Source organism: Pseudomonas sp. Wu6 (assembly GCF_019891515.1).
In the GTDB taxonomy this organism is placed as follows: Bacteria; Pseudomonadota; Gammaproteobacteria; order Pseudomonadales; family Pseudomonadaceae; genus Aquipseudomonas; species Aquipseudomonas orientalis_A.
In genome coordinates, this window is the sequence record NZ_JAFLXH010000007.1 from 22,203 (window position 1) to 49,041 (window position 26,839).

Sequence of the window (26,839 nt, forward strand, 5' to 3'; positions counted from 1 at the left end):
ACGAATGTCGCTTACGGTGTCATCGTTTCCGCGGCGAAGTACTGCAAGGATACCGGTAGGCCGTACACCGCTATGAAGCCGGCGACATGTGATGCGCAATCTACATCGCGCCGACAATTAGAAGGATACGCTTGAACCAGATTCAATCCGATTGCCACGGCCAGGAATATACACTGCACATTGATGCCTCATTGAATAGGCGTCATGAATCGTGTCATCGAAGACAAGTTCCTGAGTACCCGCCTTTTGGCAAGATAAGCGTTTGGTGAACTTGGCAACGAGTGGAGAGCGATATAAAGAATAGCCAGGCTGCGGTTTTCAGGGGCAGCGCGCAGGTATTGCTTGCGCTTGAGGAGCGCTCGCGTTGGTCCGCAAGGATGCTGCTGCATCGATTTATTTCCGTTATTCATAAAATAATTAGAGTGGAGAATTGGGATGACAGAGCTATCCGAGCCCCTATCTGCAGATGTGCCTGCAGGCGGCCAGCAATTAGAAGGTAATCTAAGTGCTTATAAAATCGCGTTATTGGTGATTGCAGCCGCAGGACCGTTAGGGGCGGTTCTCACCGCAGCCCCTATTGCTTTTGAGCACGGTAATGGCGCTGGCCTTGCCGGAGCATTCCTGCTGGCAGGAATTCTGATGATTTTTTTCTCGATAGGGTATGGCGAATTAATCCGGGCGATCCCGGGGGCCGGCGCATTTTACAAATACCTCACGGTGATCTTTGGACGGGGCGTAGGAGCGGGGGCGGCATGGGTTGCCTTAGCCTCTTATCTGGCGATTACCACGGCGATTGCTGTGGCGTCCGGGTATTACACGAATATGACCCTGCAAGGGTTTGGTATTGATATCGGCTGGGCAGCATGGACCGTCTTATATGTGGGGGCGATCTGTTACCTGGGTCGGGCGAATATTGATTTTGCCGCAAAGATCCTCGTGCCTTTGGTGCTTGCAGAGTTCTTTGTGCTTTTTCTACTGGGTATTTCCATATTCTTGGATAAAGGTCTTAACGCCCTCCCGGTTCAAGCCATCTCGGTAGACGCAATAATGTTGCCGGGGCTGGGGGTTGGGCTCATGGTGGCGCTGGCATCATTCCTCGGTGTCGAGTCCGCCGCGCTTTATGCGATGGAAGCCAGGAAGCCAGCAAAAACCATTCCGCATGCCACTCGTTTGGCGGTCGTTTTGGTAGGCGTCGCCTACTTGATCATTATCTGGCTGATCATCGGTGAGGTTGGGTTTGACTCCATCAAGGACGAGGCAGCAATAGCGAAGGGCGGGTTGGTCATTAATCTGTTCACGACTCGTCTGGGTAGCACGATGGCGACGATTGTTTCCCTCATGCTCTGCACCAGCAACTTTTGCTGTTTGTTGTCACTGCATAATGCTGCGACGCGCTATGTTCAAGTTTTGGCCAAAGACAGACACTTGCCGAATGTGCTTTCACATGTTCATGAAACGAAAAAATCTCCAGCCAATGCTAGTCTTCTTGTAACCGTGCTCGTTGCGCTGACCATTATCGTCTCTTCCTCCCTGGGCTATGACGCCTTTGTATTTTTGTTTCCCGTAACGGTGGCATTGTCGACGCTTGGATTGATAGGGCTTCAGACATTTGTCACATTGGGGGTCGTCGTTCACTTCAAAAAAGCCAACGATAAACGGTATTTTAAAACATTACTCTGCCCACTCATCGCACTGGCGGGTCTTAGTACTGCCGTTTATCTTATCTACGATAATTACGGCATGCTAACGGGCAGTGAATCTGCCTGGGTCAATGGCACTCCATTACTTCTGGTTGTCTTGTTTCTCTACGGGATAATCAAGGGGCGCTTCAGGAAAGCTGACTCCTCCGGGATCAAATGATATAGGCCTTACCTAAACCGCCGTTAAGCTTGATCCAGGTGGGCTTACGCTTGTTGTCTTTAAAACAATAAACCTCTCGCGGTCGGCGGTTGATGAGCTGTGGGTGCGGGCTTAAGGTTATTTAAAAATGACTCTCGTCACATTGCGATAGAAAGGTAATTAATTGTGAGCGATTTAATTAACGTTGTCGGGTTTGATATGGAGCCCGCAAGCTTGGTCAAGCACGACCGCGTGCACACCTCGTTGTACACCGACGCCAAGCTGTTTGACATGGAACTGGAAAAGATTTTCTACAGTACCTGGGTCTGGGTCGCGCACGTCAGCGAGATCCCGGAGGCGGGCAGCTACAAAAGCACCTACATCGGCAAGCAGCCGGTGATCGTGGTGCGCGACCGCAAGAAACAGGTCCATGTGCACCTCAACCGCTGCCGCCATCGCGGCGCTACGGTATGCGAACACAAGAAGGGCAAGACCAACAGCTTTGTCTGCCCATATCACGGCTGGAGTTACGCGCTGGATGGTTCACTGCGTGGTGTGCCGAGCCCTGAAAGCTACGGTGATTGCCTGGATAAGGGCGAGCTGCCTCTGGTCAGCCTGCGTGTTGAAGAATACGCGGGCATGCTGTTTGCCACGCTCAAGGATGACATCGAACCATTGGTCGACTTCCTCGGGCCTGCCAAGAAATGGATCGACCTTTTCATGAAGCAGGGCGCCGGTTACCCGATCAAGGTCCCAGGCGAGCACCGTTTTCGCTTTCCGGGCAACTGGAAAATCCAGCTGGAAAATACCACAGACGCTTACCACTTCCCTCTGGTGCACAAGTCATTCCTGGCATCGGTTGATGAGCAAACCCTCAAACTGTTCGACTTCGTTGAAGGGCCGGGTTACGTCGAAGACCTTGGTAACGGGCACAGCGTAATGGTGATGATCCCCGACCTGGTGGATCTTGAAGCCGATCTCGACAAACCGATTCCGGAGCGCTTCGAGGAGCTTGCTGCGCAATTGCGCGAAGACGGTATCGAAGAGCAGCAAGTGCGCCGTATTGTTCGTGCTGTCGGTGGCTCGGGTTTCAATCTTAACCTGTTCCCCAACGTTGCCTGTTCCATGGCGTTTTTCCGCGCGCTGCAACCGATATCGGTGACAGAAACAGAAATTCATCACTCGGTAATCACCATGGACGGCGGCCCTGCTATAGCCAACCGCTACCGCCTGCGTTTGCATGAGCACTTCCAGGGTCCGATGGGCTTTGGTACTCCGGACGATTCCGAAGCCTGGGAGCGTGTGCAGAAAGGCGCCAGTGCTGGCGAAGACCTGTGGATCATGTTGAACCGTGGCCTGCCGGGTGAGAAACCGACCGAAGACGGGCTGGTCAGCGACGTAAGCGCCGAGACCGGCATGCGCGCTGCTTACCAGCAGTGGAAAAAGATGATGACGGCAGAGACTAAGTAAATGAACCTGCAATTACTGAACCAAGTCACCGCTTTTATCTGGGCTGAAGGCGACATGCTCGACCATGGCGAATTCGACACCTGGTTGAGCCTGTGGAACGAAAAGGGTACTTACATTATCCCGATCAATCCCAAGGAAGAAGACTTCGAAAACACCCTCAACTACGCCTATGACAATCATCACATGCGTCAGTTACGAATCCAGCGTCTGACCGGAGGTGATTCGATTTCCACCAGCCCGCAGCCGCGTACCGTGCGCACCCTGTCACGTTTTCGTGTGCTGTTCGAAAGCGATGAAAAAGTGACGGTCCGTTGCGCGCAAAACGTGCGCGAGTTCCGTAAGGACTCGCTCAAACATTACAGCGCGGACATCGTCTACGAGCTTGAACGCGTCAGTGACACTTTCAAGATTCAGCGTAAGTTGATTCGTTTGATCAACGCTGACGACGCGCTCGCTGGGATAGGTTATATACTTTAAGTTAACAGTTCGGGTGCCGAAGACGAGGAGTGTCCAAACTGTTTCTGCCGACTATAACAGTGGTGCCTTCTGACACTCGCCAAGCGTTTTGATCGGAAGGCACTTTGTCGGGGTTGAACAGGGTCTACTGAGGGTGTCGGTTATAGATTTAAATATCAGTCTCTGTAGAGGCGGGTGTTTTCTGTCGGGTCAGCATACTCAAATTTTTAGCCCTTCTTATACGTGGCACAGGCTCTACAGAAAAAGCACGTCAGACTCGATTGTTGTACAGATAATAATGCTCATGTTAGGCCTGCTAGAGAGGTATTCAAGCAAGATATCGCGAGGAGGTGAAGATTTAAAAAAACGCAACAGATGTTTAAAGCATAGACTGCGCAACTATTAATCGGTAGCTCGCATTGACTACCCCAACGACTGCAGAATCCTGGCGGCATTTAAATGCAGGTGAGGAATAGCCCATTTAATGTATCGCTTAACCCAATAAAAAAAATGGAAATGCAACCATGCGTCGATATTCCCTGCTTCACTTTTGTACCCTCGCTGCACTGTTCAATGCAACAACTCCCGCGGGCGCTTATGAGCTTTTTTCCCGAGATGACACCCATCTCAATGCTAACTTGGATGCGGTTTTTGGCGTTTTCCACAGTCGTGAAAGTTATCCAGCCTCTGGCCGGTTAACACAGGGGGCGTCCTCATGGCGAGAGGGCTACATCAAGTACGGCGTGAGCGGCGATCAGGGATTGCGAGGCGCAGGGACGGCCTATGGTGCCTTCTCACTGGTCAGTTCGGCCACTTGGGGGGACGGGGACGCTGCTGGCTACACTGATGGATCTGAGCGCACCACCAAGATTGAAGATGCTTATTTGGGATGGCGCTCGGGCAACCTGGTTGAAGTCCTTGGCAAAGACGGCATCGACTTTTCATTCGGTCGACAGAATATTGCAGTGGGCGACGGCTTCCTTATTCAGGGCGATGCCTTCAGTGCAGGTCGCGGCCTCGGCGACGGGCAGTACAATCGTGGAGGTGCTTTCTACGTGGCTGCCCGCAAAGCGTTCGATAAGACAGCCGTGTTGCGCATTGGCGGTAAAGAGGGCTGGCGTGGCGATCTGATGTGGCTTAAATCCGATAACCCCTCTCAGGCCAATACCGAGATGTACGTCGGTACGCTGGAACACGTGGCTGCAGCCGGTACGGTTGGCCTGACGTACATCAACACCACGAAAATCGCTGAACAGTACGCTTCGCCCCTGCAGCTTGAGCGTGAAGGCATGAAGACCTACAGCGTGCGCGCAGTGGGTAATGCTGGCGTGGAAAACCTGTTTTTGTCGGGTGAATACGCCAGGCAAAACAAACCGAATGCGGCGAATGAGGACGCTTGGTATCTGGAAGCAGGGTGGACCTTTGCTGATGCTCCGTGGAGGCCGAGCGCCAGCTATCGCTACAGCCGCTTTTCAGAAGGTTATGACACCTTGTTTTATGGGACGGGTCGTGGCTACGGCACATGGTTCCAGGGTGAAGTGGCCAGTAACTATGCCGGCCCCTTCAACAATAACGCTCGTATCCAGAATGTTACGTTCAAGGTCAATCCTTTGGAAAGCCTGACCCTCGGAGCCATGTACTTTAATTACGACACCATCGATCGTAACGTGAGTAACACCGATGGTCATGAAATCGACTTGTATGCCGAATGGCGCGTTAATCAGCACTTGACCGTTTTGCCGTTGTTAGGCATCTACCAGCCAGACAAGAGCGCAGAGAAGGGGGGGACGCAGTTGGGTAACAACGATACAAATGTGTACACCCAGTTGGTGTTTTCTACGACATTTTGATACCTGGCAGGTGACTGATGTCACCTGTTTTTGTTCCTCGCCGTTTAGATAAAGTTGTATCCCTGCACACGCCATAGCTCACCGTCGGATCGCCGAGTTTTGCCTGGCAAACGTTCTGTACTTCTTGCGAGATCTAGCTTGATCAAAGAAAAGCATGACGTAAATAACGCAGTCAGCACTAGAAACCGGCAGAGCGTTTCATCCGTGCGCCTGGAATAGTTTCCACTTTTGCTCCTTGGTGGAGGTGCCCTCGTTCCCGAGGGCACCCTTTTTAGACAGCCACTCTTTTTGAGCGGTTCTTGGCCGCTTTATTCTGGCGTTGCGTTTCCCAAGACTATTTCGTCTGGAGCACTCACGATTTTAGCCCCATCGACTTTCCTGACAGCGTCGCCGCGACATCGAGCATCATTTCGCGCCAACGCCGAGGGCCGGCTTGAAGCTTGATGTCCGAAATTTACAATACCGTCACCAACCGCACGCCGATACTCGACCTCGATAGCGTGGGAGCAGTCGATACCTCCTTCAGTCGAGAATAATAATGTCCACTACCACAAACATAGACTTGATCTACTTGTCCGAGCGCGTATCGCTTCGATCGTTTCTGATTTGACCCAAACCTCATGCCACTGTAGGAGCGAGGTTGCTCGCTCCTACGCAGATTAGCGGAGCGAAGCTATGCACTCAGCCAGCAGTTTCTTCACCACTCGAGCAGGCCTGAACCTGCATGTCCTGCGCTCGGACTTTCTGCCGGCGGCGACCCTGCAAGCCATGCGCGACTGCAATGGGCAGGTGCGCACCGCCGAAGTCGCGGACGCCAGCCATTATGTGCACGACGACCAGGGCGCGGGCCTCAACCGCCTGGTCATCGAGTTTCTTCACAGACTCGCGATTTCCGGTCGATGAACCCGCGGGCACGCCTGATTGTATTGCTCTCATCATTGACGGCCTTCGGGCCGTTTTCGATTGACACTTACCTGCCCAGCTTCCCGCAAATCGCCGAGGACCTGTCGACCAGCACTGCGCAGGTGCAACACACCATCAGCGCGTTTCTCGCCGGGCTGTGCCTGGGCATGTTGTGCTACGGCCCGTTGTCCGACCGCTATGGCCGACGCCCTCTGCTGCTTGGCAGCCTGGTGCTGTACGCGGCAGCGACCCTGGGTTGCCTGTTTGCCGGCAGCGTCGAACAATTGATTGCCTGGCGCTTTTTCCAGGCGCTCGGTGGCGCGGGCGCGCTGGTACTGGCGCGCGCCGTTGCCAGGGACATGGTCGGCCTGGTGGAGGCCGCCAAAGTGCTGTCGTGGATGCACGTGTTGACGATGATGGCGACACTGGTCGCGCCGATGATCGGCACCTGGCTGGTGCTGATCCAGGGTTGGCGCACGATCTTCGCGACCTTGTTCATCCTGTCCAGCCTGTGCCTGTTGCTGGTTACCCTGACGCTTAAGGAAAGCCTGCCGATACAGGATCGCGGCGCGTCCGTGGCGGCGGCTTTCGCGGCCTACCTTGCCATTGCCCGCCAGCCCAGGGCGGTGGCACTGATCCTGTGCATGGCCTTGGGCTTTGGCGGCATGTTCGCCTTTATCACCGCTTCGCCTTTCGTGTACGTGGTGTATTTCGGTGCCTCGCCTCGGGTATTCAGCGCATTGTTCGCCTTGAACATCCTCGGCATCATCCTGGTGACCTTCATCAATGCGCGCTGGGTCGGCCGTTATGGGCCGCAACGCATGCTCGGCGTGGGCGCGGTGCTGGTCAGCGGGGCAGGGCTGGGGCTGATGCTGGTCGGCTATACCGAATGGGGTGGACTGGCGAGTATCGTGTGTTGCATGGCGCTGTACATGGGTGTGACCGGGTTGATCGGCGCCAATTGCATGGCCAGCCTGATGACGCTGTTTCCACGCCGGGCCGGCGCGAGCGTGGCGTTGGGGATTTCGGTGCAATTTGCCACTGGCGCGCTGGCCAGTGTGTGGGTCAGCGAGTTGGCTGATGGCACCGCGTGGCCGATGTGCCTGGTGGTGGGGTGTTGCGGGTTGGGTAGTCTCGTCGCTTATGCGGTGAGCCGTCGCCTGCCTGCTCGGGCGGTCGCAATGCAAGCTTGAGTCCGGTGGCAGTTGAGTTGTCAGCCCTGACCAAGAATTCGGCAATACTGGACATGCCAGCCAGGCAAATCCGCTACACACTGTAGGCGTGATAGGCCCTGATAATAAAAAGGTAGTCTGGTATGTCGTTGTCTCTGGAAAACCCTTCTTCGTACTACACCATGACCCGTAAATACGATCTGTATTATCGGGATCTCGAAGGGGATATCGAGGCAGAGGTTGTGATTATCAGGGGCGGTTTTTCGGGTATCAATACGGCGCTGGAGCTGGCCGAGCGGGGTATCACCAACGTGGTGATGCTGGAAGCCAATTACTTGGGCTTCGGCGGTTCGGGGCGCAACGGCGGCCACGAGATGGCGGGCATCGGCCATGATCTGGAGAATATCGAAAAGGACGTCGGCCCCGAGGGGCTCAAGGCAATCTTCGAGATCAGCGACCTGGGTGCAAGCCTGATCAAGCAACACATCGCGCGGTATGACATCCAGGCAGATTTTCGGCACGGTTATGGTTACCTGGGCTTCAATAAGCGCCAGGGGAAGCTGTTGCAGTCCTGGGCCAAGGGTTTCCAGAGCCTGAATCCGGATCAAGAAATCACTTACCTGGAAGGTTACGAAGTGCGCAGCATCGTCGGGTCCGATATCTACACCTGCGCGCTCAAGCATATGGGCAATGGGCATATCCATTCGCTGAACCTGCTGCTGGGGCAGGCTCAGGCATTCACTGAAATCCATGGCAGCAGGATTTTCGAGCAGTCTCCTGTGCTTGAGGTGAACTATGGGACTCAAGTCCCCGCGCGAACCGCAAAAGGGTCGGTCAAGGCCGACAAACTGCTGTTTGCGTGCGGGGCCTTTCTCAACAAGCTGGACCGCTCGCTCGACAACTCCACCATCAACGTCTACGCAATCAATACGGTCACCGAGCCGCTGACCAATGAAATGATCGAGCGCATCAGCCCGATCCGTGGCGCCTTCAGCGATATCACGCCGATCATTGATTATTACCGGATCACCGCGGATAACCGGCTGATGTACGGCACCGCCGGCATGCTGCTCGAGTATGTCCCGCTGGACCTGAAGGCGTGGAACCATAAAAAGATGCTGAGACTGTTTCCCTACCTTGCCACCACCAAAATCGATTTGGCCTGGGGCGGCCCGATGGATTGCTCGTTGAACCTCTTCCCGCAGGTCGGCACGTTGGATGAGCATCCGAATGTGTTCTATGTGCAGGGATATTCCGGGTTCGGGGTCACACCCAGCCAGGTGATCGCCAGAGTCATCGCCGACGGCATGAGCGGTGGCTCGCCCGCCTGGGACGCGATGAGTTCAATTCCGCGCAAGCGTATTTTCGGCAAGGATCGTTTCAGGGCAGTGCTGTGCTCTCTGGGCAAGGTTTCTCGCCAACTCAATGCCTACCGTGTAGGCCGTCGTTAAGCAAACGTGGACTTCTGTTCATCAAGCCGGGATACCTCAATGAAAATTACAAAAAAAAATCCGATCGATAAAACTTCCGTTTACTTGTGTGCAGGGCTGGTCTCGGGGGCGGGCGCACTATTATTGAACGTGCTGCCGGTCCTGTTTGGAGCGTTTGCCGAGCGATTCGGGCTGGGCGAGCACCAACTGGGTAACCTCGCCATGGCGATGAACCTGGGATTCGGCGCGTTCGGGCTGGCGTCATTGCTGTGGATTCACCGGCTCAGCTGGCGGGTTATTTCGGCGTTGTCGTCGGCGCTGGTGGTGGGCGCGGTGTTGTTTGTTTTGCGCGAGCCTTCCTATGAAATGCTGCAGGTGATCATGGCCTTGGCGGGTGCCGGGACAGGCGCCTTGTATGCCCTGGCCATGACGATTTTCGGTGACAGCTCTCGGCCCGAACGTGCGTTTGGTTTCAAGCTGGGTATCGAGACGGTACCGGGCGCCTTCCTGCTCATCCTGCTGCCAGTGGCGGTGGCGCCGGTGTGGGGCTTTGAAGGCATGTTGATCACCATCGCCCTTGCCATGGTGGTGATGGGCATTCTGCCGCTGCCTTGGGTGCCGCGTCGCAGCGAGCGCCAATTGGATGCGTCCGATGCTGCTGTGCAGATTGCCAGTACTGAGAGTCGCGCCATCGTGTGGTTGAGTCTGGTGGCCAGCCTGGTGTTCCTGACCGGCATCATGTCGGTGTGGGCGTTTCTCGAACTGATGGGGAAAAAGACCGGACTGAGCTCCGATACCATCGGGATGGTGCTGGCGCTGGGCTTTTTGATCAATGCAGGCGGTGGTTTCATCGCGTCGGCAATCGGCCTGAAGGTGGGGCGCTTCATGCCGGTGGCGGTTATCATACTCGCGGAGTTGCTGGGCCTGGTGGCGCTGGCGCAGTTTTCCTCTCTGACGACCTATGTCGTAGGGGTCATTTGCTTCCTGTTTTCGATCAGCTTCGTGCTGGCTTACACCTTTGGCGTCATGGCCGAGTTCGACCTGTCGGGCAAGCTTGTCGCGTTGGGCGCACTGTGCCTGTCTCTCGGTGCGGCATTCGGGCCAGCTATCGGTGGGTTCCTGATCGAGGCGTTTGGCTACTCAGCGGTATTCGTGTTCTCTGGCGCCTGTTCGGTTGCGGTCCTGGCCATCTATGGTGCTGCGGTGTTGAGAGCTCGGTTGGCGTTCAATCGCGCCAGGGATTCAGACACCGCAGTCATGTCCAGACTGTGAAGCAGGCGACCACCTGTTATTCAGCGCGCACTGCGCTGCTGCGCTGAGCCTCGACGAACGCCGCCAGGCGTTCGCTGGCATCGGCATTCAGCTCTTTGTAAGACTCCCCGGTGGCCTGCGCCATGGTCTTGATCATGCGCTTGGGCGCCAGCCAGTAGTACAACGCCGCCGACTGGCCTTTGAGTCATGCGCTGAAGTTGGATTTCGCAGCGCGTGGTCGACACCACAGGCTATCGGGCCTGGTCTGCGAACTATATGGGCTGGCGCCCTTGCACAAAGGTTTGGCAACAGCAGGCAAACTACGGCCTTCCAGTTGATTTTTTTGCGAGTTGGCGCGCTCTGTGCTTAATCATTAAAAGTAAGATTTTTTTGTTACCTGAATCACGTGAAAAGCGCACTAATAATGGGCGTGCCCCTGGGAGAATATGATGAATGGTCAAGCGTTGTCGGCATGGAACGAAAGTGTGAACGCGGCTTGCGGTCGTTTCGAAACGCGCTATGACCATTGCCAGAGCCTTTTCATCGGGGAAATGAAACAAACACTGATAGGCAGCACGGCTGTTGCTCACATCCGCAGCAATGCCCATGTGATTGCCATGGATAGTCGGTCAAGCGGGCGCGATTCAGTGGGCCGGTGTTTCCTTGTGTTACAACAGCAGGGTTCAATGGCCATTGAACTGGGGGACCGGGTGGTTGACCTGCGGGCGGGTGACCTTGCTTTGCTCGACTTTTCCGAGGGGGTAAAAATGATCCCCCAGGGGTTGTTTTCCCATGTGTCGATCCCTCTGCCGCGTGAGCTGTTCAAGGACCTGGAGCGCGCCCGCTTCGGCAAACTGTCGACTACGGGGGGTTGTGGTCAACTGCTTGGCACGCTGGTGCGTCAGGTCGCTGGAGGCGAGCTGGCTCAGTGGTCTTGCCCGCAGGATGGCGACGGCGTGCAACGAGCCTTGGTTGCCTTGCTTGAGTCGGTGATGGAGTACCGCGCCAGCGACCACTCGCCGGGGTGGCAGTTGCATGAAGTGCAATCGGTCATCCAGCAGCGGCTCGACTCACCGCGGCTGTCGCCGGCGTCGTTGTCCGAAGAACTTGGCATTTCCAGCCGCCAGCTCTACCGGCTGTTCGAGGCCAGTGGCGACAGTGTTTGCCGGTACATTATGCGTGAGCGGCTGTTGAAGGCGGCGCAGGATTTGCGCGACCCCGTTTGCTCGCATCGCTCGATCACCGAGATCGCCAGCTATTGGGGGTTTGCCGACTCGGCGCATTTTTCCAAGACGTTCAAAAAGCAGACGGGGCTGACACCGAGCACCTACAGAAGTCGCGGGCGCTGAGTCCGGGTTCAGCGAACCGTGCGGATATGACTGCTTTCGTGTCGCATCCGCGCGGCTTTTTGTTGTCCGCGATTTGAGCGCAACCTGACAATAATTTGCAAAATGCTGTCCAGCATGTCCAATCAATCGGCGCCCGACTGCATCAGAATTTCTGTGTACCAGCTTAGAAACCGGCCCACAGCGATCTGATCCATTCATTCATTGAAACGGGTGCTTCATGACCAAGAAAGTATCGTCTTCCCTTGTGCTTCTGGCTGCACTGGCCTGCGGCTTTCCACACGCGCAGGCGCAATCCTCCGAACCGTTGCAGAGCACCATTGAGAACAAGCTGAACGGTATTGCCGCCAGCCGGCCGAAGAAAGACGCCAGGACAGTTGTCGAGCAGGTCTACACCGAGCAGACCCAGATCACCGGCGAAGGGGTAGCGGAGCGTTATCAGGGCAAGGCGCAGCTTACCGGCCTGGTTCAGCACCTGATGGCGGGCTCCAGGAGCACCGTCATCCATCTCAACCGGTTGGTGCAACTCAACGATGAGTCGGCCTACACCTGGGTGACGTGGGACGTGACTCCGGCCGGCAACGAGGAGCAGTTGAGTACGGCGGGGCGATGCGTGTCTGCCGTACTCGTTCACAAATAATGTTGGATCTCTACCTATCAGGTAGATAGAGATCTGCTTTTGATCTGCCCTCAAGTTCCTTCGTGTCAGTAGCGGATGATCACCGATTTCAGCTCGGTATAATCGTCGATAAACGCACTGCCGAACTCACGCCCGACACCCGACGCTTTCATCCCGCCAAACGGCACGCTGGGGTCGACGAAGGTGTGCATGTTGACCCACACCGTGCCCGCTTCGATTCGCGGGATCAGACGCAAGGCCTTGGACAGGTCGTTGGTCCAGATGCTGGCGGTAAGGCCGAACGGGCTGTCGTTCATTAGCTCGACCAGTTCTTCTTCATCGTCGAACCCCAGCACGCACACCACCGGGCCGAAGGTTTCTTCGTGCAGCAGTGGGTCGTCCTTGCCGGTGGCCACGATCAGCGTCGGTTCCACGTAGTAACCGGCGCGGTCCACTGCACGTGCGCCGCACACCACCTGGTTGCCCTGCAGGGCGCGGTCGAAAAAGCCGAGGATTTTGTCGAAGTGCGGCTTGTTCGACAGCGGGCCGAACTGGGCGTGTTCGTCCAGGGGCGAACCGATGACCATCTGCGACAGCATCGCGGCCATCTTCTGCGTCACTTGCTCGACGAGGGAGCAGTGCACGAACAAGCGCTCCGGTGAGGCGCACACTTGACCCTGATGCACATAGGCCGACTGCACGAAGCGCGCCACGGCGTCATCGACATTGGCATCGGCCAGTAGTGCCGCCGCGTTCTTGCCGCCCAGTTCCAGAGTGACGCGGGTCAGGTCGGCGGCCATGGCGGCCTTGCCCACGGCAATGCCGGTGGGCACCGAGCCGGTGAACGACACCTTGCGCACCTGCGGGTGTGCGATCAACTGCTGACCGACCTGGCCACGGCCGTTGACCACGTTGATCACGCCCGCCGGAATCCCGACCTCAATCGCCAGTTCTGCCAGGCGTAGCAGAGACAGCGGCGTGTATTCGCTGGGTTTGAGCACGACGGTGCAGCCGGTAGTCAGCGCGGCGCCGAGCTTCCATACGCCGATCATCAACGAGAAGTTCCACGGCACGATGGCCGCCACCACGCCCACCGGTTCGCGCAGGGTGTAGGCGCTGTACTGCTCGCCGTCCATGGCCGGAAACGACGGGGTCATTGTCTGGCCGCCGATCTTGCTCGCCCAGCCGGCGAAGTAGCGCAGGAACACCGCGCTCTGGCCCACTTCGATATGCCGCGACAGGTTGATCGATTTGCCGGAACTCAGGGTTTCCAATTGCGCCAGTTCTTCGCCGTTGGCTTCTATCAGATCTGCCAGGCGGTTGAGCAGGACGCCGCGCTGGTAAGGCGTGACCTGTGCCCAAGCGCCCTTGAAGGCTGTAGCCGCGCTGTCGACGGCCAGGTTCACATCTTCGGCCTGCGCATCACGCAACTGCGCAACGGTCTCGCCGGTGCCGGGGTCGATCACGCCGATGCGCTGCGCTGACGCGCTGGTGTGCACGGCGCCATCGATGAAGTTGGAATGATCGCGACCCAGGAAAGCAACGACTGAGGGCAATAAGGCAATGTGCATGGCGGGGCTCCAGTGAAAGGTTCGTCGCGCCCGTTGGGCGCTCGAAAGACCTCTGCATTAAAAGCCGATACGCGCCTGGCTGCTTGTTCAAGCCTGCCAGGAAGTTGACTATGCGCGACAGGCTATGTCGCGGCTGGCCTAGGGCTCGCCGAGGTTGTCGAACACCGTTTCGAGCAGGCGGCTCAGGCGCTGGATCTGCGCTTCAGTCATGCCGGTGAAGCTGCGTTTGAATACATCGCGGGTCGCCACCTGGATGCGTTCGATCGCCGCGCGGCCCTCAGGGGTGATTCGCACCTGGGTGACGCGGCCGTCGTCCTCGCAGGGCGCGGTATCGACCAGGCCATCTTCCTTCATGCGATAGACCGTCTTGGTGATGGTAGACAGCTTGGCGATCGCGTGGGTGGAAATCTCAGAAATGCTCGACTGGCCGTTCTCCTTGAGGATCAGCAGCACGCGCCAGCGCGGGATATCCAGGCCGATTTTCTTCAACGCCTTTTCCATGTACTGGCTGTAGCGGCCATGCACCATGGCCAGCCAGTAGAACGGAAAGTCTTCCTTGTGAAAGTTTTCGCTGCCGGGGTCGTAGCGGTTTGCGGTTTTTTTTACAGAAGTCATGGCGTGCTCATGTCAGAGGAGGCGAGTAATCATAGACTTTTCTCGTGAATTGGGCACGGTTATTGAGCCGTACGGTCTGGGTCGACAATCATAAATATAATTGACAATTCACGTAATATTCGGTGAGTGTGAAAAAAAGGAAAGGGCGCATCGGGCGTCCGTATTCCGTAATTCGTACTGAAGGTGACGTGACATGACCCTGGTGATTGAACAGCTTTCCCTTGGCGGCGATGGTCCGACCGTGATGGTCAAGGACACTATCGATATCGCCGGCCTGCCAACGCGTGCGTCGAGCCAGGCCCTGGCGGATGCCGCGCCGGCCACCGCCCACGCCGATGTGGTGCAGGCCTTGCTGGACAAGGGCTGTCGCCTGGCGGCGAAAACCAGTCTGCACGAGCTGGCGTTCGGCACCACGGGCATCAATCACTGGGCCGGCACCGCGCCGAACCCGCGTTTTCCGGGGCGTATTCCAGGCGGTTCCTCCAGCGGCTCGGCAGCTGCCGTGGCTGCGGGGCTGGCGGATTTCTCCCTGGGTACGGATACCGGCGGTTCGGTGCGCATCCCCGCGTGTTGCTGTGGTGTGTTCGGTTTTAAGCCGACGTTCGGACGGGTCAGCCGCCGTGGCGTGATGCCGACGCACAGCAGCCTCGACTGTGTCGGCCCGTTTGCCGCGAGCCTGCCGATGCTGGTCACGGCCATGCAGGCGATCGACACGACCTTCAAGCCCGTGCCGACACCCGCCGCGCCGCGCCTGGGGATTGTGACGGTGCAGGCCAGCAAGGAAGTACAGCGCGTGATCGACGCTGCCATCGCCGGCAGCCAATTGCCCAATGAACCCCTCACGCTGCCCAGCCTCAAGGCGGCCTATGACGCCGGCATGGTGGTGATCAACCGCGAGACCTTCGATGCCTGCGGACATTTGCTGGACACCGGCAAGGTCGGCGCCGACATCGCCGCGCGCCTGGCGGCCGCCGACAACACCACGGCCACTGCGCTGGCCGAGGCCGAGCAGGTGCGCCTGCGCTTCACCGCCGAAGTCGATGCGGCGCTGCAACAGGTCGACGTGCTGGTGCTGCCAACCATGCCGGACTTCCCCTTGACCCTGGCCGAGGCGACCGACACCCAGGCGGTGCTGGGCATGACCGCCTTCGTCCGCCCGTTCAACCTGTCGGGGCATCCGGCGCTGAGCATCCCGCTAGCCAGTGCCGAGGGCCTGCCGGTTGGCCTGCAACTGGTGGCCGCCAAGGGCGCGGATGAGCAACTGCTGGCCATCGCCGGTCGCCTGCTTGAAAGCCTGTACGCTGGGCATGGTGGCTGAAATGAGCACAAGCATTCCCCGCGCAGACTTGGAACAACGCCTGCGTCGCTTTGAGATCCAGGACAGCGTCCGCGCCTGCATGAACCGCTACATGGTGTTGTGTGACGCCCTCGACGCACACACGCCGCTCGACGAACTGGCCGGCTTGTTCACCGAAGATGCGGTGTGGGAGGGCAAGGGCGCCAAGTACGTCCAGAGCTTCGGCGGCTATCGCGGGCGCGCAGCCATTGCCGCGATGTTCGCCGGCTACATGAAAACCCCGGCGCACTTTGCCCTCAATGTGCACTTCCTCGCCAGCGAGCTTATCGAGGCGCGGGACGCCGCCGTGGTCGGCAGTTGGGTGATGTTGCAGACGTCCACCTTCGCCAGCGGCGCCTCCCACCTCAACGCCGCGCGTCTGAGCGTGCGCTTTGCCGAGGAAGACGGGCAGTGGCGCATGGCGCATTTCCAGACCGAAAACCTGTTCAGCCGCCCGGTACAGGCGTGGAGCAGCGACGCCGAGCTGCCGGTGCCCAAGCCTGCCGCACAGGTGAGCGATAGCGCTCACGAATAACCCCTGACTTTCATATTCCGCGACTGCCGATAACGGCGGGCGCGCTGTGCGCGTGGCGCCTGGAGATTGCTTTGAAACTGTTCGAACTGTTGACCTTCACCTTGCGTGTACGCACCGTGCCGCAAGCCTTGCCACGCCTGGAGCAGAGTTTGCGCGAGGCGGGCGAGGGCGTGCATTTGATGGGCTGCTGGGTATCGGAAATCGGCTCGCAGAATCTTATCGCGGTGCTGCGCGGGTTCGACGATGGCGGCTGTCGTGAACGCGAACGCGAGCGCTATCTGCTGGCGTCCGATGGCTTTGCGATCGGCGAATTTCTGCTTGAACAGCAAGTGGATGATTACAGCGCCTTCGATTTTGTCGAACCGCTGCCTCCCGGGGCTCATGGCCCGTTCTATGAATTGCGCGAATACAACCTCGTGCCCAGCGGGCTGGCACCGACGTTGCGTGGTTGGGTCAAGGCCGTGGAGCGGCGCACCGGACCGGACTATTCCCAGGTGTATGCCGCGTTCTATGCCACCAGCGGGCAGATTCCGCGCTACTTGCACATCTGGCCCTACAGCTCGCTGGAACAGCGCCTTGAAGTGCGCACTCGCGCCGTGGCCGAAGGCGCCTGGCCGCCGGAAAATTCCGCGCCGCAACTGTTGCAGATGCACTCCACGGTCTATCTGCCGGCGCCGTTCTCGCCGCTGCGCTGAAAAAATTGCACAGAGCACCCCCTGTAGGAGCGAGCTTGCTAGCGGAGAACTCTCAGACACCGCGTTTATCCAGGTGGTACACGTCATCGTTGAGGTTTTTAGCGGGCAAGCTCGCTCCTAAATTTTTATATTTTTTAAAAATAAATTTTTAATTTATTAACGATAATCCCATTTAAAACAATGAGTAATACTTATTTCATCCAATATTTACGCAAAATATTACGTGATTATTATTGTTTTTAAGCGTGATAAATCAATTGACAATTCACGTAACCAAGCTCAAATTCACCCCAACGGCACCCACAAAAACAAAGGTAACCACTATGCCGATCCATCGCCCTCGTTACGCCCCGCGTCCCCGCTCGACGCTGAATTCCCGCCCAGCCCAATACCGTTCCTGAAAACGGAGTCAATCTATGCATTCGCTTAAAAAACCAGCGGTTGATACGGTGAGCTCGCTTGCCAGTGGCCCCGCCTTCGAAGCCTTGCTGGTCGATGTGCGTGAACGTGCCCGAGCCGGCGAGTTCGACTGCCAGCGCCACATTTCCCAGGACGTGATCGAGGCCTTCAAGCAGCACGGCGTTTACCGGGCACTGGTGCCCAAGCGCTTTGGTGGCCTGGAGTGTTCGCCGGCCGAGTTCTGCCAGGTGATCGAGCGTATTGCCCAGGCCGATGGTTCCGCCGGTTGGGTTGCCAGCTTCGGCATGAGCCCGGTGTACCTCGCGGCGCTGCCGCTGGAGAGCATCGCCAAGGTGTATGCCAACGGTCCGGACGTGGTGTTCGCCGGTGGCATCTTCCCGCCGCAACCGGCGGAAGTGGTCGAAGGCGGTTTTGTGGTCAATGGTCGTTGGAAATATTCCAGCGGCTCCCTGGGCTCCGACATTGTCGGCGTCGGCATCGCCCCGAAAAACGGCGACACTTTCGGCCTGCCACGCATTGCGGTAATGCCGCGCAGCGCGATCCGCATCGACGAAACCTGGGACACCGTCGGCCTGCTCGGTACCGGTAGCCATGACCTGGTCGCCGAACATGTGCGGGTCTGCGAAGAGTGGACGTTCGTGCGTGGCGGCTTGCCGAATCTGGACGAGCCGTTCTTCCGCTACCCATCGCTGTCATTCGCCACCCAGGTGCTCTCGGTGGTCAGCTTGGGCGTTGCCCGTGCGGCACTCGATGCCCTGGCCGACATGGCCAGTGGGCGTGTCTCGGTCACTGGCGCCCCGGCGATTGCCGATCGGCCCCTGGCCCAGGTCGACATTGCCCGTGCCGAAGCCGAGTTGCGTGCCGCACGGGCGTTTTTCTACGAATCCATCGACCGCGCCTGGGACTACGTCCTGGCCGGCGACGCGGTACCCGTGACCGCGACTAACCTGCTGCGGCTGTCGTCGACCCATGCCACCCGCGTCGCCGCCGATGTGGCGCGTACCGCGCAAATGCTCTCGGGCATGAGCGGCGTGTACAACGACAGCCCGCTGGCCCGCTGCGTCAACGACGCCCAAGTGGTGACCCAGCACGCCTTCATGGGCGACATCACCTATCAAAACGCCGGAGCCATGTTCTTCGGCAAACAGCCTTTGCCTGGCTACCTCTAACCGTCGAGGAAATAAAATGAGCGATAAAAAGACCTTGCGCGTGCTGTTCTGCATGGGCATCAACCAGAATTTTTTCGATGCCGCGCGCGACGAGCAATTGCAGGTGTGGGCAGCGTTCAGTGCAATGTGGAACGGCATTCACGACCTCGCCGGCGTCAAGGTGCTGGGCAACATGGATGACGACCAGAGCATGGTCGGGCCTTCCGATGGCTTCCCCTGGACCACCTACCTGCTGGCCGACGTGCCGGACATCGATACCGTGCATGCCGCCTGCAACCTGTTTCGCACAACACCCGTGGGAGATGGCCCGTACAAGCTGTGGCGCTACACCAAGATCGAAGCCCGGGTTGGGCGCGAGCTGATCATTCAGCGTACTTGATGCCGACGAGGACACTCCCATGAGCAAGCTGATTCCCGCAGTAAACCTTGACGTCGACCCCGCCGACCTGGTTCAGGCCGACCGCGTCCACACCTCGATGTACACCGACGCGCAACTGTTCGACGCCGAGCTGGAGAAGATTTTCTACAGCACCTGGATCTGGGTTGCCCACGCAAGCGAGATCCCCGACAACGGCAGCTACAAGACCACCTATATCGGCAAGCAGCCGGTGATCGTGGTGCGTGACCGCAAGAAAGACGTGCACGTGCTGCTCAACCGCTGCCGTCACCGTGGCGCCACCGTATGCGAACACAAGAAAGGCAAGACCAACAGCTTCGTCTGCCCGTACCACGGCTGGGGCTACGCGCTCGATGGCTCGCTGCGCGGTATTCCGCACCCGGAAAGCTACGGCGATTGCATCGACAAGGCCGAGCTGCCGCTGGTCAGCCTGCGCACCGAAAGCTATGCCGGCATGATCTTCGCCACGTTCAAGGACGACATCGAGCCGCTGGAGGACTACCTCGGCGCGGCGAAAAAATGGATGGACCTGTTCATGAAACAGGGCGCCGGCTATGGCATCAAGGTTCCGGGCGAACACCGCTTCCGTTTCCCCGGCAACTGGAAGATCCAGCTGGAAAACACCACCGACGCCTACCACTTCCCGTTGGTGCACAAGAGCTTTCTGTCGTCGGTGGACGAGCAGACCCTGGCGCTGTTCGACTTCGTCAAGGGCCCCGGCTACGTCGAGGACCTGGGCAACGGCCACAGCGTGATGGTGATGATTCCCGACCTGATCGACCTCGAAGCCGACCTGGACAAACCGATCCCCGAGCGCTTCGAAGGCCTCGCGGCCGAGCTGCGTGACGGAGGTATCGAAGAGCAACAGGTGCGCCGGATCGTGCGTGCGGTCGGCGGCACCGGCTTCAACCTCAACCTGTTCCCCAATGTCGCTTGCTCGATGGCGTTCTTCCGGGTGCTGCAACCGATCTCGGTGACCGAGACCGAAATCCACCACTCGGTGATCACCATGGACGGCGGCCCGGCCGTGGCCAACCGTTATCGCCTGCGTCTGCATGAGCACTTCCAGGGCCCGATGGGCTTCGGCACCCCGGACGATTCCGAGGCCTGGGAACGGGTCCAGAAGGGCGCCAGCGCCGGTGAACGCCTGTGGATCATGCTCAACCGCGGCTTGCCCGGCGAGCAGGCCAGTGCAGACGGGCTGGTATCCGATGTGAGTGCCGAAACCGGCATGCGCGCGGCCTATCAGCAGTGGAAAAAGATGATGTCGGCCTGACCCGTGGAGAACCTTATGAACCTGCAATTACTGCACGAAGTGACCGCTTTCATCTGGCAGGAAGGCGACATGCTCGACCACGGGGAATACGACGGCTGGTTGAAGATGTGGACCGAGAAGGGCACCTACATCATACCCATCGATCCTCTGGAAACCGACTTCGAGAACACCCTCAACTACGCCTACGACGACCATCATATGCGTGAGCTGCGGGTGCAACGCCTGACCGGCGGCGAATCGATTTCCACCAGCCCGCAACCGCGCACGGTGCGCATGCAGTCGCGGTTTCGGGTGTTGGCCGATGACGGCGTGCAGGTGACGGTGCGCTGCGCGCAGAACATCCGTGAGTTCCGCAAGGAAAGCCTGAAGTTCTACAGCGCCGACCTCACCTACCAACTGATCCGCAGCGAGGGTGGTTTCAAGATCCAGCGCAAAGTGGTCAGCCTGATCAACAGTGACGATGCCCTTGCCGGTATCGGCTACATCCTTTAAGGAGCGCCGAAATGAGCCAGATCGCATTGGTGACGGGCGCGGGTCAGGGCCTGGGGCAGCATTTCTGCGCGAGCCTGCTGCGGGCCGGGTACTCGGTGGTCATTACCGACCTCAACCTTGACGCCGCGCAAGCCTGCGCCAAACAGTTGGATCCCGCCGGCGAGCACACGCTTGCGCTGCAACTGGACGCCGGCAGCAAGGCCGATTTCGAAGCGGGCCTGGAGCAGGTGCTGGCGCGTTTCGGCGCGCTGCACGTGGTGGTCAATAACGCGGCCGTCACTAAGACCACGCCGCTGATGCAGATCAGCCCCGAGGAATTCGACGCCGTGGTCGGCCTGAACCTGCGCAGTGTGTTCCTTGGCTGCCAGGTGCTGGGCGCGCACATGGCCGAAACCGGCTATGGACGCATCATCAACATGGCCTCCCTGGCCGGGCAAAACGGCGGCACCGCGACCGGCGCGCATTATGCCGCGAGCAAGGGCGGCATCGTGACGCTGACCAAGATCTTCGCCAAGGAATTTGCCGCGCGCGGGGTGACGGTCAACGCGATTGCCCCAGGCCCTATCGAATCGGCGGCGGTGCGCGCGGCGATTCCGGCCGAACGCTTGCCGGGCCTGATGGCCAATATTCCGGTGCAGCGCCTGGGCGATGCGGATTTTCTCGGTGACTTGATTGTGCAGTTGGCACGCCCCGAGGCGTATTTCGCTACCGGAGCCACTTGGGATGTGAATGGCGGCCTGTTCATGCGCTGACTGATACCGGCCGCTACGGCGGCCTTTGCGAACTCCATGGAATAATGGCCATGACTGAAGAACTGTTGGACGTAGTCGTGCGCAAGCGCGAGCTGCAAGGGGACGGTGTTGTCGTCCTGGACCTGACCCGCCGTGACGGCGCGCCGCTGCCGATGTTCGATGCCGGTGCGCACGTCGATATCCATATCGGGCCGGGGCTGGTGCGCCAGTACTCGTTGTGCAGCAACCCTGCCGACCCGAGCCTGTATCGCCTGGGTGTGCTCAGGGATCCGGCCTCGCGCGGTGGTTCGGTCGGGGTGCATGACATCCTGCTCGAAGGTCACGAGGTGCAGATAAGCCTGCCGCGCAACCTGTTTGCGCTGGCGGCCGATGCGCGGCGTTCAGTGCTGTTGGGTGGCGGTATCGGTGTCACGCCGATCATTGCCATGGCCTATGCGTTGCACGCGGCCGGCCAAACTTTCGAACTGCACTACTGCGGGCGTGAGCGTAAGCGCAGTGCGTTCCTCGCGGAACTGGCCAGCGCACCGTTTGCCGCGCAGGTGTTCACCCACTTCGATGACGAAGGGCCCGAGCAGAAGCTCTATCTGGCCAAGGTGCTGGGCAAGGGCGAGGCCGGCGTGCACATGTATACCTGCGGCCCCGCAGGGTTCATGGACTGGGTGATCCAGGGCGCGCGCAAGCAGGGCTACAGCGAGTCGCACATCCACAAGGAATATTTCCAGGTGGAAGTGGACAACTCGGGTGGCAGTTTTGAAGTGGTGGCCGCACGCAGCGGCAAGACCGTGCAGGTGGCCGAAGGGCAGAGCATTCTCGCCGCGCTGGCGCAGGTGGGCGTCAAGATCGAGATTTCCTGCGAGCAGGGGGTGTGCGGGACCTGCCTGTGCGACGTGCTCGAAGGAGAGCCGGACCATCGCGACGTGTACCTCACGGACGATGAAAAGGCCGGCAATGACCAAATTCTAGTGTGCTGTTCACGAGCCAAATCCAAAAAACTCGTGCTGGATATCTAAGGGGAACGACCATGATAGATGTAGGCAGCTTTCGCAATGCAATGGCCATGCTGGGCGGTGCCGTGTCGGTCATCACCACCGATGGCGCCGCAGGACGGTTCGGCTTTACAGCGTCGGCGGTCTGCAGCGTGACCGACTCACCGCCCACGCTGTTGGTGTGCATGAACCGTTCCTCTCATTCCAACGAGCATTTCAAGCGCAATGGCGTGGTGTGTGTTAACACCCTATGCGGCGATCATCAGCACCTGTCCGGTGCTTTCGCCGACCGCACGCTGAGCATGGATGAGCGCTTTGCTGTGACGGGGTGGACCACCCTGGAAAGCGGCGCGCCGGTGATGCTCGAAGCGCTGGTGAACTTCGACTGCCGGATCGCGCAGGTCCACGAAGTGGGTTCCCACAGTATTTTCTACTGCGAGGTGCAGACCATTCGCCAGAGCGGTGCGGACGAGGGCCTGGTATATTTCAACCGCGCCTATCACCGCCTGGGTGAAGCCTCCAAGGCTTGCTGAATGCCACGTTCGCTGGAGAGCGAACGGTAGCCGGGTTCAGACAAACCCGGCCGGAGGAACTCAGATCAATTCTTCCACCAACTGCAGGCAATGTGTAAGCCCCGGCGACTGGTCATTCATCCGCCGGCTCAGAATGATCGGCGAGGTCGCAGTGGTTTCCACAACAGGCGTGTAGCCGATGTCCGCGCGGTGCAGCACCTGCACCGAAGCCGGTACCAACGTCACACCCATGCCCGCGCCGACCAGGCCGATGGCGGTCTGCAATTCGTTGGTCCATTGCGCCACCTTGAGGCTCAGGCCATGGGCGTCGAACAGCGCGATCACATGGTCTGCATAACTGGGACGCGGATTGCCGGGGTACAGCACAAAAGGCTCTGCGGCCAACTGGGCGAGGGTGGCTGGTGCGGCCAGCAACGGGTGGCGGGCGGGCAATACGGCGACTAGTCGATCTTCCACCAGTACGCGCTGGACGATGGCCGAGTCGTCGATGCGGATTCGCCCGAAACCCACATCGATCCGCCCGGCCTTGAGCGCTTCGACCTGTTGTAAGGTGGTCATCTCCGACAGCCCCAATTCCAGCTCCAGCGCCTCGTGGGTGCGCAGCATGCGAATCAGTTCCGGCAACACGCCATACAGGGTCGACGGCGCAAAGCCGATGCCCAGCCAAGTCTTCTCTCCCTGGCCGATGCGCCGCGTGTTGGCGCACACCGTGTTCAGCTGTTCCAGCAGCACATTGGCATGCTCATAAAAAAACCGTCCGGCCTCGGTCAGCCGCAGCGGCCGGCCGCGTTCGAGCAGAACAACCCCCAGCTCATCCTCCAGTTGCTGGATCTGCCGGCTCAAGGGCGGTTGGGCGATGTGCAGGCGTTCGGCGGCGCGGGTGAAGTTAAGGGTTGCCCCCAGCGCTTGGAAATAACGCAGGTGACGTAGCTCCATGATCACTCCCTCCATACCCTAAGGGTATTGTTCGAGACTCATTCTATATTGGATGCCCTGAAGAATAGGGAACAGAATCGGATCAAATCTAAAAAGAACTCAACAGGTATCGCCATGCCCATTTGCGCCATAGAGTCGATCGAGACCATCATCGTCGACCTGCCCACCATTCGCCCGCACAAGCTGGCGATGCACACGATGCAGAACCAGATCTTGGTGATCATCCGCGTGCGCTGCGCCGACGGCATCGAGGGCATCGGCGAATCCACCACCATTGGCGGCCTGAGCTACGGCAATGAAAGCCCCGACAGCATCAAGGTCAACATCGATCGCCATTTTGCGCCGCTGCTGATCGGCCAGGACGCCAGCAATATCAATGCGGCCATGTTGCGCCTGGAGCGCAGTATTCGGGGCAACACCTTTGCCAAGTCCGGCGTCGAAAGCGCCTTGCTCGATGCGCTGGGCAAACGCTTGAACCTGCCGGTCAGCGAACTGCTCGGCGGCCGCGTGCGCGATGCGTTGCCGGTGGCCTGGACCCTGGCCAGCGGCGACACCGAAAAGGACATTGCCGAGGCCGAGAAAATGCTCGACCTGCGCCGCCACCGCATCTTCAAATTGAAGATCGGCGCCGGTGAGGTCGACCACGACCTGGCCCACGTGATCGCAATCAAAAAGGCCCTGGGCGACCGCGCCAGTGTGCGCGTGGACGTTAACCAGGCGTGGGACGAGGCGGTGGCATTGCGCGCGTGCAAGGTGCTTGGCGACAACGGTATCGACCTGATCGAGCAACCGATTACCCGCAATAACCGCGGTGGTATGGCGCGGCTCAACCTGTCGAGCCCGGCACCGATCATGGCGGATGAATCCATCGAATCTGTGGAGGACGCCTTCAACCTGGCCCGCGAAGGCGCGGCGTCGGTGTTCGCCCTCAAGATCGCCAAGAACGGCGGCCCCCGCGCGGTGTTGCGCACGGCGGCAATCGCCGAGGCGGCGGGCATCGGCCTGTACGGCGGCACCATGCTCGAGGGCGGTATCGGCACCCTGGCGTCGGCGCATGCATTCCTCACGCTGAACAAACTGGCGTGGGACACCGAACTGTTCGGCCCACTGCTACTGAACGAGGACATCCTCACGGAGCCGCTGGTGTACCGTGATTTCCACCTGCATGTCTCCACCGCACCGGGCCTGGGCCTGGCCATCGATGAGGAGCGCCTGGCGTTCTTTCGTCGTGACAAACACTGAGAGGCACCTGCCATGTTGTTCCATGTGAAAATGACCGTGAACCTGCCCCTGGACATGAACCCCGAGCGCGCGGCCAGCCTCAAGGTCGATGAGAAGGCCCTGGCGCAGCGTCTGCAACAGGAAGGAAAATGGCGCCACCTGTGGCGTATCGCCGGACATTACGCCAACTACAGCGTGTTTGATGTCGACAGCGTGCAAGACCTTCACGACCTGCTGATGCAACTGCCGCTCTTCCCTTATATGGCCATCGAAGTGAACGCCTTGTGCCGGCACCCTTCGTCGATCCATGAAGATGACCGCTAAGCCTGTCATTCACCCAATAATTACAAGATGAGGAATGCACTATGTCCACCCGACTGTCACAGACCGACCACGCTCAACAGTTTCTTGAAGAGGCCAGCGGCAACCTTAACGATGGCGGCAACCCGCGCACCAAAGCGTTGGTGTACCGAATTCTGCGCGACACCGTGAACATCATCGAAGACCTGGAGGTGACCCCCGAAGAATTCTGGAAGGCGGTCAACTACCTCAACGAACTGGGCAAGAACCAGGAAGCCGGGCTGCTCGTCGCGGGGCTGGGGCTGGAGCATTACCTGGACATGTTGATGGACGCCGCCGATGTCGAGGCCGGCAAGACCGGTGGCACCCCGCGTACCATCGAAGGCCCGCTTTACGTGGCCGGTGCGCCGTTGTCCAAGTACGAAGCGCGGCTGGATGATGGGACCGATGCCGCCGCGCCGCTGTTCATGCGTGGTCAGGTGCGCGATACCGACGGCAATCCACTAGCCGGCGCGATTGTCGATGTGTGGCAAGCTAATACCGGCGGCACGTATTCGTGGTTTGACCCGACGCAATCGGAGTTCAACCTGCGTCGACGCATCGAAACCGATGCCCAGGGCAACTATCGTTTCCGCAGCATCGTGCCGTCGGGTTATGGCTGCCCGCCGACCGGGCCGACCCAACAGTTGCTTGATCAACTCGGGCGCCACGGGCAGCGGCCGGCGCATATCCATTTCTTTATTTCGGCACCGGGTTACCGGCACCTGACCACACAGATCAACCTGTCGGATGACCCGTACTTGCACGACGATTTTGCGTATGCCACACGCGATGAACTGATCGCCGAAATCCGCTTCAGCGACGATCAGCAACTGGCGCGGGAGTTGGGCGTGCAAGGGCGCTTTGCGCGGATTGATTTCGACTTTGAGCTGCAGGTGGCCGCTGCACCGGTAGAGCAGAAGCGCATGCAGCGCGTTCGTGCGCTCGAGGATTGAGCGCGGTAGGGCAGGTGAGTACCTGACTGTTCGGGATTACGGTGTGTCGGCCAGTCTATCGACCGATAGATCGCAACGGGGGCGCAAGCAGACTTTAGTTGCATTGCCTGGTCAGCGGATGCTGGCCAGGCTTGGCGCAGAGGCTTTTTTGGAGAAACTCAGCCGAATTGATCTGCATATTCAACTACGGTTTTAGACTTCCTGTTACGTGTTAGCTGATAAGAAAAAATTGCCAGCCACATGAACCAGCCTGGCATCACCATCAAGACGACGC

Annotated in this window: 25 protein-coding genes and 1 pseudogene; 23 read left to right on the forward strand and 3 right to left on the reverse strand. The window is 58.8% G+C overall.

Translation table 11 applies throughout. The annotated features are described in order from the left end of the window. Positions 1 to 435: 435 nt before the first annotated feature. From J1G34_RS06580 to J1G34_RS06630, 10 genes and pseudogenes are all read left to right on the forward strand, one after another. Complete coding sequence (locus tag J1G34_RS06580; RefSeq protein WP_065892723.1) at positions 436 to 1,860, forward strand: APC family permease; 1,425 nt, start codon at positions 436 to 438, stop codon at positions 1,858 to 1,860. Positions 1,861 to 2,025: 165 nt separating this feature from the next. Next, positions 2,026 to 3,309: an aromatic ring-hydroxylating oxygenase subunit alpha gene (locus tag J1G34_RS06585; protein ID WP_015372123.1), complete on the forward strand. Its 1,284-nt coding sequence runs from the start codon at positions 2,026 to 2,028 to the stop codon at positions 3,307 to 3,309. After that, a complete protein-coding gene (locus J1G34_RS06590) occupies positions 3,310 to 3,786 on the forward strand; it encodes an aromatic-ring-hydroxylating dioxygenase subunit beta (protein ID WP_015372122.1) in 477 nt (158 codons plus the stop codon). Positions 3,787 to 4,289: 503 nt separating this feature from the next. Further along, positions 4,290 to 5,615 carry an alginate export family protein gene (locus J1G34_RS06595; RefSeq protein WP_041931474.1) on the forward strand — a complete coding sequence of 442 codons (1,326 nt, stop codon included), beginning with the start codon at positions 4,290 to 4,292 and terminating at the stop codon, positions 5,613 to 5,615. A 732-nt stretch (positions 5,616 to 6,347) separates the two neighbouring features. Next, positions 6,348 to 6,518, forward strand: a pseudogene (locus J1G34_RS06600) (alpha/beta fold hydrolase); the annotation flags it as partial. Further along, positions 6,515 to 7,711 carry a multidrug effflux MFS transporter gene (locus J1G34_RS06605; protein ID WP_065892724.1) on the forward strand — a complete coding sequence of 399 codons (1,197 nt, stop codon included), beginning with the start codon at positions 6,515 to 6,517 and terminating at the stop codon, positions 7,709 to 7,711. The pseudogene J1G34_RS06600 and the gene J1G34_RS06605, both read left to right, overlap by 4 nt. Before the next feature lie 122 nt (positions 7,712 to 7,833). Next, the gene (locus tag J1G34_RS06610; protein WP_065892725.1) at positions 7,834 to 9,141 is read left to right on the forward strand and encodes an NAD(P)/FAD-dependent oxidoreductase; all 1,308 of its coding nucleotides are present in this window, start codon (positions 7,834 to 7,836) and stop codon (positions 9,139 to 9,141) included. 6 nt (positions 9,142 to 9,147) lie between these two features. Beyond that, on the forward strand, positions 9,148 to 10,392 hold the full coding sequence (locus tag J1G34_RS06615; protein ID WP_240998955.1) for an MFS transporter: 1,245 nt from the start codon (positions 9,148 to 9,150) through the stop codon (positions 10,390 to 10,392). 428 nt (positions 10,393 to 10,820) lie between these two features. After that, complete coding sequence (feaR, locus tag J1G34_RS06625; RefSeq protein WP_065892727.1) at positions 10,821 to 11,720, forward strand: transcriptional regulator FeaR; 900 nt, start codon at positions 10,821 to 10,823, stop codon at positions 11,718 to 11,720. 217 nt (positions 11,721 to 11,937) lie between these two features. After that, on the forward strand, positions 11,938 to 12,357 hold the full coding sequence (locus J1G34_RS06630; RefSeq protein WP_015372115.1) for a hypothetical protein: 420 nt from the start codon (positions 11,938 to 11,940) through the stop codon (positions 12,355 to 12,357). Between the two features lie 65 nt (positions 12,358 to 12,422). Here J1G34_RS06630 and J1G34_RS06635 read toward each other — a convergent pair whose 3' ends face one another. Further along, positions 12,423 to 13,907, reverse strand: coding sequence for an aldehyde dehydrogenase family protein (locus J1G34_RS06635; protein ID WP_015372114.1), 1,485 nt, complete (start codon positions 13,905 to 13,907; stop codon positions 12,423 to 12,425). A 138-nt stretch (positions 13,908 to 14,045) separates the two neighbouring features. Beyond that, entirely contained in the window at positions 14,046 to 14,522 is a 477-nt protein-coding gene (locus J1G34_RS06640; RefSeq protein ID WP_015372113.1) for a MarR family winged helix-turn-helix transcriptional regulator, read from the reverse strand. Between the two features lie 193 nt (positions 14,523 to 14,715). Between J1G34_RS06640 and J1G34_RS06645 the strand changes: the two genes are divergently transcribed. From J1G34_RS06645 to J1G34_RS06690, 10 genes are all read left to right on the forward strand, one after another. Further along, positions 14,716 to 15,840, forward strand: a complete 1,125-nt coding sequence (locus J1G34_RS06645; protein WP_065892728.1) for an amidase — start codon at positions 14,716 to 14,718, stop codon at positions 15,838 to 15,840. A gap of 1 nt (position 15,841) precedes the next feature. Further along, a complete protein-coding gene (locus J1G34_RS06650) occupies positions 15,842 to 16,393 on the forward strand; it encodes a nuclear transport factor 2 family protein (protein ID WP_065892729.1) in 552 nt (183 codons plus the stop codon). 71 nt (positions 16,394 to 16,464) lie between these two features. Next, positions 16,465 to 17,088: an NIPSNAP family protein gene (locus J1G34_RS06655; protein ID WP_015372110.1), complete on the forward strand. Its 624-nt coding sequence runs from the start codon at positions 16,465 to 16,467 to the stop codon at positions 17,086 to 17,088. A 416-nt stretch (positions 17,089 to 17,504) separates the two neighbouring features. Next, a complete protein-coding gene (gene iacA / locus J1G34_RS06660; RefSeq protein ID WP_015372109.1) occupies positions 17,505 to 18,677 on the forward strand; it encodes an indole-3-acetate monooxygenase in 1,173 nt (390 codons plus the stop codon). Positions 18,678 to 18,693: 16 nt separating this feature from the next. Further along, the gene (locus tag J1G34_RS06665) at positions 18,694 to 19,056 is read left to right on the forward strand and encodes a hypothetical protein (protein ID WP_015372108.1); all 363 of its coding nucleotides are present in this window, start codon (positions 18,694 to 18,696) and stop codon (positions 19,054 to 19,056) included. A gap of 19 nt (positions 19,057 to 19,075) precedes the next feature. Next, positions 19,076 to 20,350 carry an aromatic ring-hydroxylating oxygenase subunit alpha gene (locus J1G34_RS06670; RefSeq protein WP_065892730.1) on the forward strand — a complete coding sequence of 425 codons (1,275 nt, stop codon included), beginning with the start codon at positions 19,076 to 19,078 and terminating at the stop codon, positions 20,348 to 20,350. 15 nt (positions 20,351 to 20,365) lie between these two features. Continuing rightward, complete coding sequence (locus tag J1G34_RS06675) at positions 20,366 to 20,842, forward strand: aromatic-ring-hydroxylating dioxygenase subunit beta (RefSeq protein ID WP_015372106.1); 477 nt, start codon at positions 20,366 to 20,368, stop codon at positions 20,840 to 20,842. 11 nt (positions 20,843 to 20,853) lie between these two features. Beyond that, on the forward strand, positions 20,854 to 21,594 hold the full coding sequence (locus J1G34_RS06680; protein ID WP_015372105.1) for an SDR family NAD(P)-dependent oxidoreductase: 741 nt from the start codon (positions 20,854 to 20,856) through the stop codon (positions 21,592 to 21,594). Positions 21,595 to 21,644: 50 nt separating this feature from the next. Beyond that, positions 21,645 to 22,604, forward strand: coding sequence for a PDR/VanB family oxidoreductase (locus tag J1G34_RS06685; protein WP_015372104.1), 960 nt, complete (start codon positions 21,645 to 21,647; stop codon positions 22,602 to 22,604). Positions 22,605 to 22,615: 11 nt separating this feature from the next. Further along, entirely contained in the window at positions 22,616 to 23,113 is a 498-nt protein-coding gene (locus tag J1G34_RS06690) for a flavin reductase (RefSeq protein ID WP_003232688.1), read from the forward strand. 60 nt (positions 23,114 to 23,173) lie between these two features. Here J1G34_RS06690 and J1G34_RS06695 read toward each other — a convergent pair whose 3' ends face one another. Beyond that, a complete protein-coding gene (locus J1G34_RS06695; RefSeq protein ID WP_015372103.1) occupies positions 23,174 to 24,049 on the reverse strand; it encodes a LysR family transcriptional regulator in 876 nt (291 codons plus the stop codon). A gap of 114 nt (positions 24,050 to 24,163) precedes the next feature. Here J1G34_RS06695 and J1G34_RS06700 point away from each other — a divergent pair, with 114 nt between their 5' ends. The 3 genes from J1G34_RS06700 to catA are packed head-to-tail and all read left to right on the forward strand — an operon-like array spanning position 24,164 to position 26,565. Then, positions 24,164 to 25,291 carry a muconate cycloisomerase family protein gene (locus J1G34_RS06700; RefSeq protein WP_122560588.1) on the forward strand — a complete coding sequence of 376 codons (1,128 nt, stop codon included), beginning with the start codon at positions 24,164 to 24,166 and terminating at the stop codon, positions 25,289 to 25,291. 12 nt (positions 25,292 to 25,303) lie between these two features. Further along, positions 25,304 to 25,594, forward strand: a complete 291-nt coding sequence (catC, locus tag J1G34_RS06705) for a muconolactone Delta-isomerase (RefSeq protein ID WP_015372101.1) — start codon at positions 25,304 to 25,306, stop codon at positions 25,592 to 25,594. Positions 25,595 to 25,635: 41 nt separating this feature from the next. Next, positions 25,636 to 26,565, forward strand: coding sequence for a catechol 1,2-dioxygenase (catA, locus tag J1G34_RS06710; RefSeq protein ID WP_015372100.1), 930 nt, complete (start codon positions 25,636 to 25,638; stop codon positions 26,563 to 26,565). Positions 26,566 to 26,839 lie beyond the last annotated feature (274 nt).